Source organism: Thalassospira sp. (assembly GCF_002709775.1).
GTDB lineage: Bacteria > Pseudomonadota > Alphaproteobacteria > Rhodospirillales > Thalassospiraceae > Thalassospira.
Genome location: NZ_PAQR01000056.1, coordinates 34,371 through 43,093, shown reverse-complemented (window position 1 = coordinate 43,093; position 8,723 = coordinate 34,371). Strand labels below are relative to the sequence as shown.

The following is an 8,723-nucleotide window of genomic DNA, read 5'->3' as shown; positions in this document are numbered from 1 at the left end:
GCATCGGCAACCTGGGCCAGTTCCGCGCCCTTAAGTGCGATCAGCGCCTTGTTGGCGGTCACAACATGCTTGCCGTTTTCAAGGGCCGCCTTGCAGGTGTCATAGGCAATGCCATCCGATCCACCAATCAGCTCGACAAGAATGTCGATATCCTTGTCCGCAGCAAGATCACGGGCATCGTCGTACCAGGTCAGACCTTCGGTCGAAAAACCACGGTCCCGAGTTCGATCACGCGCCGATACCGCTGTGACGACGATCTGGCGACCCGAACGGTCGGTCAGAAGGTCGCGATGTTCACTCAGCAGTTTAACGGTTCCGGCACCGACCGTACCAAGGCCTGCCACACCGATTTTGACGACGTCTTTCACGATAACTCCTTGTCGCGTGGTTACATCTTACGCTTCGCCCGTGGTCAAAAAAGGCCACAGCGTCCTGATAACAGAACGCCCGGGACATGTCCCGGGCGAAACACAGAATGCTTTATGAGATATCAGACGGATTTCTTCAACAGTTCACGTGCAGATTCTGCATCAGGACATTTGGCAAAGAACTGTTTGATGTTGCGGTTGGCCTGACGGATGCGGTGTTTGTTTTCCACCAGCGCAATACGCACATGGCGATCACCATACTCGCCAAAGCCAAGACCCGGCGCGACGGCAACGCCTGCTTCCTGCAAAAGAAGCTTTGAGAAATCAAGCGACCCCAGTTCGGCAAAGGCATCGGGGATCGGTGCCCAGGCAAACATGGTTGCCGCCGGGCTCGGGATTTCCCAACCGGCACTTTGCGCGCCTTCGATAAAGATATCGCGGCGTTCGCGGTACAGGTTGCGGAATTCCTCCACACAATCCTGCGGGCCATTAAGGGCGGCTGTTGCCGCCACCTGGACCGGGGTAAAGGCGCCGTAGTCAAGGTATGACTTGATCCGGGTCAGCGCATTGATCAGCTTCTTGTTGCCCGTGGCAAAGCCGATGCGCCAGCCCGCCATCGAATAGGTTTTTGACAGCGAATAGAATTCAACGGCGATATGCTTTGCCCCCTTGCACTGCAGGATCGAGGGCGGCGGGTTGCCATCAAAATAGATCTCGGAATAGGCGATATCCGACAGCACATAAATCTCATGCTTGCGGCAGAAATCGACGACTTCCTGATAAAACGCCAGATCGACCACAAGGGCAGTCGGGTTGGCCGGGAAGTTCAGCACCACGGCACTTGGCTTCGGTACCGAGTGTTTCACCGCGCGATGGAGCTGCTCCATAAAGCTTTCGGTATTGAACGCGCCCTGATCATCATGGCCAATCGGAATATGGCGGAGTGCCGCGCCTGCGATGATGAAACCAAATGCATGGATCGGATAGGACGGGTTGGGCACCAAAAAGATATCGCCGGGGCTGGTGATGGCGGCCGCCAGGTTTGCTAAACCTTCCTTAGAGCCGAGCGTGACGACGGTTTCGGTTTCCGGATCAATATCCACGCCAAAACGACGATCGTAATAAGCAGCCAGCGCCTTACGCAGGCCCGGAATGCCGCGCGACATAGAATAACCATGGGTGCGCGGGTTCTGCACCGTTTCAACCAGCTTGTCGACGATATGCTGTGGGGTCGCCGGGTCCGGGTTTCCCATGCCGAAGTCGATAATGTCCTCCCCCGCTCGACGCGCTGCCGCCTTCATCGCATTTACTTCTGCGAATACATAAGGCGGAAGACGTTTTATGCGGTGGAACTCCTGAGACATTATCCTGTTTCCTCGTCAAATTGCCGAAATTCGAATTTTATGCGAAAAGCACATCCTTGAATTTCCAAAAGTTGCGTTAAGGCCCGATATTCAGGCCATTAATAGCGTACAATTCGAATGATCTACCGTTTCTTGAAATCGGACACAACGAATTAATGTGCGGAAACTACGCATAAACGCGATTTGCGGCATCCGCGGGACCGAGTGACGACAGATTGACGGCACAAACCGGGTCTTTTCCGCACACGCTCGGCCCCAAACGCAAAAACGCGGAAGGAGAAATCCTTCCGCGTTTTGCTGTAAGGCCCTGAATTCGTCTGATCGAGGTGATCAGTAATCCAGATAAATCTCGACACGGCGGTTACCGGCTTCACCGGCAGGAACGCCTTCATAGTAGCGCGGATCGGCCGAGCCATCGGCACCGACAAAGATCGCATCCGGGCTGACACCCAGCGACAGCAGGCGCGATACCACAGCCGCAGCACGACCTTCGGACACGCGACGGTTAACCGCCAGATGCTGTTCAAGCGACATATTGCCAGTGCGCATCGACGCATGACCGATCACGCGGATAAAGCCGCTGGTCTGCTGCCAGGTCGCGGCAACCTGTTCAAGAACATTGTAATCCGCACCGCCAAGGTTGGTCGAACCATGACCGAACTGGATCTGTGCGATCTGCACTTCACTGACAGCCGGGCCAGCCTGATCGATCGAGTGCACACCAAGGCGCGATGCCAGCGCATCATTGGTGACCGTCATGTCATAGGATGCGGAGTCGCCATACATCGGCTCTGCACCGCCAAACTGGCTTTCATCGACAATCACGGCGCCATTGTCGGAATACACGGAATAATCAAATTCCTGTGCCGATGGGGTTGCCGGTTCGTTGGCAAATACGCCCTGACCTTCGGCCAGACGGCGCTGATACTGATCCATGACCGGATCACCAGACGGCGTTACATCGGCCCCTTGGGCTGCTTCATAAACGGCAAGCTGCTGCGCGCGTGCATCACCCTGTGCTGCGCTCGGTGCGGCAGGCGGGGCTTCCGGTGTCGGAACCGGGCCGCTTGCAGCCGACTTGGCATTCCATTCATCGGCAATCGAAGAACCGCTTGGTGCAGAGGTTACAGCACTGGTGGTTGCCGTCGCAGCGGCAGCGGTTCCGGCATCGGCCATCGCACTGCTTGTGACCGGTGTGGTCGGGGCCGGATTGATCACGGGCTGCGACGCCGGTGCAGCAGGTGCGGTCTGAAGCGCATTGACAGGCGGGCTGCTTTGACGGCGGCCACCCTGTTCATACTGGGCATTCTGGCGGTCGGCTGCCAGACCGGCAACCAGCGCATCACGTTCGGCATCGCCGGTGACAACCGGTTTGGCTGGCGTGTCTGAAAGGCTTGGGTATTCCCCGTCTTCCCCCGGGATCGCTTCGTCGGATTTGACGGCGGCTTCTTCGTCTTCGCCATCAAACATGTCACCGACGGATTTGCCCCACTCAACCGGGTTGATCGCATCAGGAACAGAAGAACAGGCGCCAAGTGTCAGCACCACAGCCAGGGCAGACCCCGTCTGCAGCAATGCCCGCAGCTTTCCCCTTGCAGTCTCCTGCCACGACCCCTGCCCGGTCGTTGATTTCAGAACGCCCATTTGTTTTCGCTGCTCCAAATTCAGTTGGACGACGCCTGCATCAAAATATTCCGCAAAAACGTCACCTTATAATTCTTGTACTACCCCTAAACGACGCGCTAGGCTAAGGCCATGATAAGCTTGGGATCAAGCAAAGTTTCAACCCGGAACGTCAATCGGATACCCGGAACATAAAACGTCAAAAGTCTTGCGATATTGCAAAGACGCCAAAACGTTCTGAAGTTACGAAGTATCCTGCGGCGGTATCATAAGGGAATGCCCCATGAGCGATCAACAGGCCATCGAAACTGAAAACAAACATCCGGATCCCGAAAAGCTCTCTGCAGCAATGGCAGAAATTGCCGAAAGAAGTCAACGACTTGTCTCTGACTTCCTTGCAAAACAGGCAGAAGACCCGGAAATCTCGGACCCGGATCCGCTTAATATCGGCTCCGCCTTCGCTGAATTGACCACGCATATGATGCAAAATCCGGTCAAGCTCGTCGAAGCGCAGATGGAACTCTGGCAGCAATATTATACGCTTTGGCACAACACGACGCTGCGTATGCTGGGCGAAGAAGCCGAACCGGTCGTCTCCCCGCAAAAGGGCGATCGTCGATTCCGTGACGAGGCATGGGAAAACAACGAGCTGTTTGATTTCATCAAGCAGTCATATTTGCTGTCCTCTCAATGGATGCAAAACGTTGTCCATGACGTCGACGGGCTTGATGACAAAACCGCCCAGAAGGTCGAATTCTATCCCCGCCAATTCGTCGATGCGATTTCGCCAACCAACTTCCTGATGACCAACCCGGAAGTGCTGCGCACCACGATTGAAACCGGTGGTGAAAACCTGCTGAAGGGTTTGCAGAACCTGCTGGGTGATCTTGAACGCGGCAAGGGCAAGCTTCAGATCCGCATGACCGACCTTGATGCTTTCAAGGTTGGCGAAAACGTCGCCACCACCGAAGGATCGGTGATCGGCAAGACGCCGTTGATGGAGCTTCTGCAATACACGCCCAGCACCGACAAGGTCGCCAAACGCCCTCTTGTGATCGTTCCGCCATGGATCAACAAATATTACATTCTTGATCTGCGCCCGGAAAACTCCTTCATCAAATGGGCCGTTGATCAGGGCCACACGGTGTTTGTGCTCTCCTGGGTCAACCCGGACAGCAAACTGGCCGAAAAATCATTCGAAGATTACGCCAAGGAGGGCATCCTTGCCGCCCTTGATATGATCGAAAAGGCCACCGGCGAGAAGGAAGTCAACGCGATTGGCTATTGCCTTGGCGGTACGTTGCTCAGCTCGACCCTTGCCTATATGGCCAAAGTCGGGGATGAACGGATCAAGTCGGCAACCTTCCTGACCACGCTGACAGACTTTGAAAAACCGGGCGAGCTTTCTGTCTTTGTTGATGATGAACAGATCGAAAGCCTGGAACGCAACATGTCGAAGGAAGGCTATCTGGATGGCCGCGACATGGCGATGTCGTTTAACATGCTGCGCGCCAATGACCTGATCTGGTCGTTCGTGGTGTCCAACTACATGCTGGGCAAGGATCCGTTCCCGTTTGATCTGTTGTACTGGAATTCCGATTCCACCCGCATGCCCAAGGCGATGCACAGCTTCTATCTGCGCAACATGTACAACAAGAACCTGCTGCGCGAACCGGGCGGCATCAAGATGTTCGGCGAGCCGATTGATCTGCGCGATATCAAGGTACCGGTCTATTTCCTGTCCACCCGCGAAGACCATATCGCGCCATGGCAGGCGACCTATGCCGGCACCCAGTTGATGTCGGGCCAGGTCAAATTCGTCCTGTCGGCATCGGGCCATATCGCCGGTGTCGTCAATCCGCCGGCCGCCAAGAAATATTGCTACTGGACCTATAACCGCAATCCGGCCAACCCCGAAGACTGGATGGCCAAGGCCGCCCAGCATGACGGGTCCTGGTGGACCGACTGGCAAAATTGGGTCGGCCGCCGTGCCGGTGGCAAGGTCGATGCCCGCAAACCGGGCGATGGAAAGCTCAAGGTGCTTGGTCCGGCACCGGGCGAGTATGTCAAGGTGACCCTGTCGTAACGACAATTGGCCACCGCACCGGACAAACCAAAAAGACGCGCAGCGATCAAACTGCGCGTCTTTGTTTTGTAGCGGGCTTTTCCGCCCTATGGCACCCAATAGGTGCTGCAGTCGTCAGCCGGAATGTCGATCTGATAGGTCCGCGCATCGCTATCAAAACCCAACACCCGATCAAAGCTGCAATCCGGGTCCGGGGCTGCGACCAGATCCTGTGCCTCAAGTGGTGGCATGGTCGTTGAGTCTTTCGTCAGATCAGCCCATCGCGGGAATTTCGATGCGCGTGCCTGATACTGCAGGGCTGGCAAGTCATCCATCCCTTCCCCATCGCCCAGCCGGATCGGCGTGATATCGGCATCAAACTCATAGACATCATGGCAGTGTTCCTGGCGGTCCAGCACGTCCTGCTCGCTAAAACAGGCGCGGATCATTTTCGATGACTGGATCGGCAGCATCCCGACCACGTCAAAGCTTGGCGGGCGCTGTGTTTTCGCGTCCATGGCACCGGGATCAACCCGGACAAGGGACAGCATCGAAACAGATGCCCCACCACCGGAATATCCAACCGAGGTGGTCCGCGTGATGCCAATCAGAAAAGGTGCGCTCTGCGCGGGACCGGAAATCCATGCTTGCCAGATGGCGGTTTTCTGCCAACCAAAAACTTCCTCCTCGCTGGCATCGGCAAGAACAATTTTCTGCCGGGCAATTTCGTTGCCTTCATGTATGACGACCAGAACAGGCGCGCTTTTGCCCTCCGCATCTTCTTGCACGGACGCCAGCCCGAAACACCAGTTCTTCGCAGCCTCGCAATAGAACTGGCCACTGTCATCGGCGGTTAGTGCGCCGCGCATATAATCCGCCGACGCGCCTTGGGACCACAATGACATGCCCGCCATCATGATTGCGGCATAAACAACCTTGCTTCTCTTCACATGCTTTCCCTGTTTTCAATCGCGGCACCATAATCCCTTTAATTCAGGACAGGACAATGGTGTATTGATGGCAAACTGCTGCTTTAATCAAACACCACATTATCAGACACCAGACATCGGAAACGAATTCGGCATGCAACAGACAATCGGTTTTCTCGGCGCGGGGCGTATGGCATCAGCAATGATCAAGCGCCTGCTTTCACATGGCTTCACAGTCAAAGTCTGGAACAGAAACCCGGTCAAGATTGATCCGCTTGTTGCACTGGGCGCCACTGCCTGCGCAAGCCCGGCCGAGGTCGCCAGAAACTGCGATACCGTGATTTCCTTTATGGCCGATGACACCGCTGCCGAAGCTGTCTGGCTGGGTAATGAGGGTGCGTTGGCAGCAATGGATAAAGGCGCGCTGGCGATTGAATGCTCGACCCTTTCGCATGCGTTTGTTTTGGAACTATCCAAGCAGATCGAAGCCGCCGGCTGCCGATATATCGATGCACCCGTGATCGGCGTTCCCGCCGACGTCGAGTTGGGCAACACCATTTTCCTGATTGGTGCGGCCAATGATGACCTCGAACGTGCCCACCCGCTTATGGAAGCAACCGGCCGGAAGATCGTTCATTTCGGCCCGGTTGGTGCGGGGACGGTTTACAAACTGATGCACAACCTTTTGGGCGCTGTTCATATCGCCGCTGCCGCAGAGCTGGTCGCGGTTGCGCAAAAAGCCGGACTGGATGGCAACAAAGTCGCAGAAACCTTTGAAATTGGCGCCAATGCCAGCCCGACCGGCCTTATGGTCATGCCCGGCCTGCTCAGTGGCAACCACAACGAAGGCATTCACTTCACCACGGGCCTGCGCAGCAAGGATGCCAGCTACGCCATGAAACTGGTCGAGGAATACGGCCTTTCCCTTCCGGTCGGAAAGGCCGCCAGTGGCGTATTTGAAACAGCCACCAAAGAAGGCTTCGGCGATCTGGCACAAAGTGCGGTGATCGAAACCCTGAAACGCTAGGACCTAGTTGCTGCTTGCGGTTTCCTGCTTGTCCAGCAGCGGCTCATAACGCGCATCGGTCAGTGTTTTCAGGAAGGCCACAATCGCATCAATTCGCTGGCTATCAAGCGCATCGCCCTTTTCAAGCTCGGTCAGCGATATGGTTTCCAAAACTTCCGGCTCACCCCACGGCGCGCCCGTTTCCGGGTTGGTCTGATTGATCTCGGCCTTGCTGTTATATTTGTTATAGAACCTGACAACTGTCTCAAGATCGGCAAAGACGCCGTTATGCATATAAGGCCCGGTCACCGCGACGTTGCGCAGTGACGGGGTTTTGTATTTGCCGCGATAGGCCGGGTCTTCTATGGCAGCATTATCAAGCAAGCCGTTATCGGTAAATGCGACGTCCTTCTTCAAAACATCACGCGTCGCAACGTTGCGCGGCACCCCGATATTGTGGAACTCGTAATTGGTGAAGGTTTCGCCTTCTGCCGTCGGGCTGGTTTTAAGCATGTGGCAGGTGTTGCAGTTGGTGAATTGCTGCGAAAAGAACAGGACACGGCCAAGCTCTTCCTGCGGCGTCATTTTGTATTCACCGCGCAGGAACCAGTCATATTTGCTATCGAATGGTGCGAACTGATCGTCTTCCTCGAAGGCGGCAATTGCCTTGGTCATAGCGGCATAGGCCTGATCGCTATCCGACCAGACATCTTCGCCAAACAGCGCCTTGAAGCCTGCAACATAATCGTCGTCCTCGCGCAGGCGCTCAACCACGCTGGCCTTATCAGGCATGCCCATTTCAATCGGGTTAAGCGGCGGCCCACCGGCTTGCTCGGCCAGATCCATCGCCCGCCCGTCCCAGAACTGCCCGCCTACGGCAACGCCATCTTCACGGACATGGAATGACGGGGAAAACTTGGCGTAGGCCGCTGTCGGCGCATTCCGGTCCCCAAGGCTTTTGCCGTCATCACCCAATGAAAACGCGCCGCCTGCGACATCAATCCGCGGATCACGAAACGCCAGTGACGGATCGTGGCAGGTCGCGCACGACATGGTGCGATTAGCCGACAGGTTGGTATCGAAATAAAGCGCCTCGCCAAGCTGTGCCTTGGTCGCAAACGGTGTCTCGGCATCTGATGCGGCGGCGATTTCCGATATTCCGGCTTTCGCCAACTCATTCGCATGCGCAAGACGCTGCAGCATTGCCGATGCATCTTCGGCCATGGCAGGACTGCCTGCGCCCGCCCCCAAAAGGACGGTCAGAACGGCAAAACGAATTCGGGTACGGCTTAGTTGGTAAGGCATCGGAAAAACTTTGATCTGGTCATGCGCGCGAAAAATGTGACAGCAACATTCACGACAGCACTG

7 protein-coding genes are annotated in these 8,723 nt (G+C 55.9%); 2 read left to right on the top strand and 5 right to left on the bottom strand.

Annotated elements, in window-relative coordinates:
* From CMO10_RS17735 to CMO10_RS17725, 3 genes are all read right to left on the bottom strand, one after another.
* Positions 1 to 368: Gfo/Idh/MocA family oxidoreductase (locus CMO10_RS17735; protein WP_297024674.1), on the bottom strand; the 368-nt coding region annotated here is incomplete at its 3' end.
* A gap of 122 nt (positions 369 to 490) precedes the next feature.
* Positions 491 to 1,732 carry an LL-diaminopimelate aminotransferase gene (locus CMO10_RS17730; RefSeq protein ID WP_297024673.1) on the bottom strand — a complete coding sequence of 414 codons (1,242 nt, stop codon included), beginning with the start codon at positions 1,730 to 1,732 and terminating at the stop codon, positions 491 to 493.
* A gap of 330 nt (positions 1,733 to 2,062) precedes the next feature.
* Positions 2,063 to 3,307: an OmpA family protein gene (locus CMO10_RS17725; RefSeq protein WP_297024672.1), complete on the bottom strand. Its 1,245-nt coding sequence runs from the start codon at positions 3,305 to 3,307 to the stop codon at positions 2,063 to 2,065.
* A 331-nt stretch (positions 3,308 to 3,638) separates the two neighbouring features.
* Here CMO10_RS17725 and CMO10_RS17720 point away from each other — a divergent pair, with 331 nt between their 5' ends.
* Positions 3,639 to 5,441, top strand: a complete 1,803-nt coding sequence (locus CMO10_RS17720; protein WP_297024671.1) for a PHA/PHB synthase family protein — start codon at positions 3,639 to 3,641, stop codon at positions 5,439 to 5,441.
* 86 nt (positions 5,442 to 5,527) lie between these two features.
* Here CMO10_RS17720 and CMO10_RS17715 read toward each other — a convergent pair whose 3' ends face one another.
* Positions 5,528 to 6,370, bottom strand: a complete 843-nt coding sequence (locus tag CMO10_RS17715; protein ID WP_297024670.1) for a hypothetical protein — start codon at positions 6,368 to 6,370, stop codon at positions 5,528 to 5,530.
* A 133-nt stretch (positions 6,371 to 6,503) separates the two neighbouring features.
* Here CMO10_RS17715 and CMO10_RS17710 point away from each other — a divergent pair, with 133 nt between their 5' ends.
* The gene (locus CMO10_RS17710) at positions 6,504 to 7,376 is read left to right on the top strand and encodes an NAD(P)-dependent oxidoreductase (RefSeq protein WP_297024669.1); all 873 of its coding nucleotides are present in this window, start codon (positions 6,504 to 6,506) and stop codon (positions 7,374 to 7,376) included.
* 3 nt (positions 7,377 to 7,379) lie between these two features.
* Here CMO10_RS17710 and CMO10_RS17705 read toward each other — a convergent pair whose 3' ends face one another.
* Positions 7,380 to 8,660: a cytochrome-c peroxidase gene (locus CMO10_RS17705; protein ID WP_297024668.1), complete on the bottom strand. Its 1,281-nt coding sequence runs from the start codon at positions 8,658 to 8,660 to the stop codon at positions 7,380 to 7,382.
* Positions 8,661 to 8,723: the final 63 nt, after the last annotated feature.

Bases quoted from the DNA above. Each gene is read 5' to 3' on its own strand.
- CMO10_RS17730 (WP_297024673.1), bottom strand. From the start codon at position 1,732: ATGTCTCAGGAGTTCCACCGCATAAAACGTCTTCCGCCTTATGTATTC.
- CMO10_RS17720 (WP_297024671.1), top strand. From the start codon at position 3,639: ATGAGCGATCAACAGGCCATCGAAACTGAAAACAAACATCCGGATCCC.
- CMO10_RS17710 (WP_297024669.1), top strand. From the start codon at position 6,504: ATGCAACAGACAATCGGTTTTCTCGGCGCGGGGCGTATGGCATCAGCA.
- CMO10_RS17705 (WP_297024668.1), bottom strand. From the start codon at position 8,660: ATGCCTTACCAACTAAGCCGTACCCGAATTCGTTTTGCCGTTCTGACC.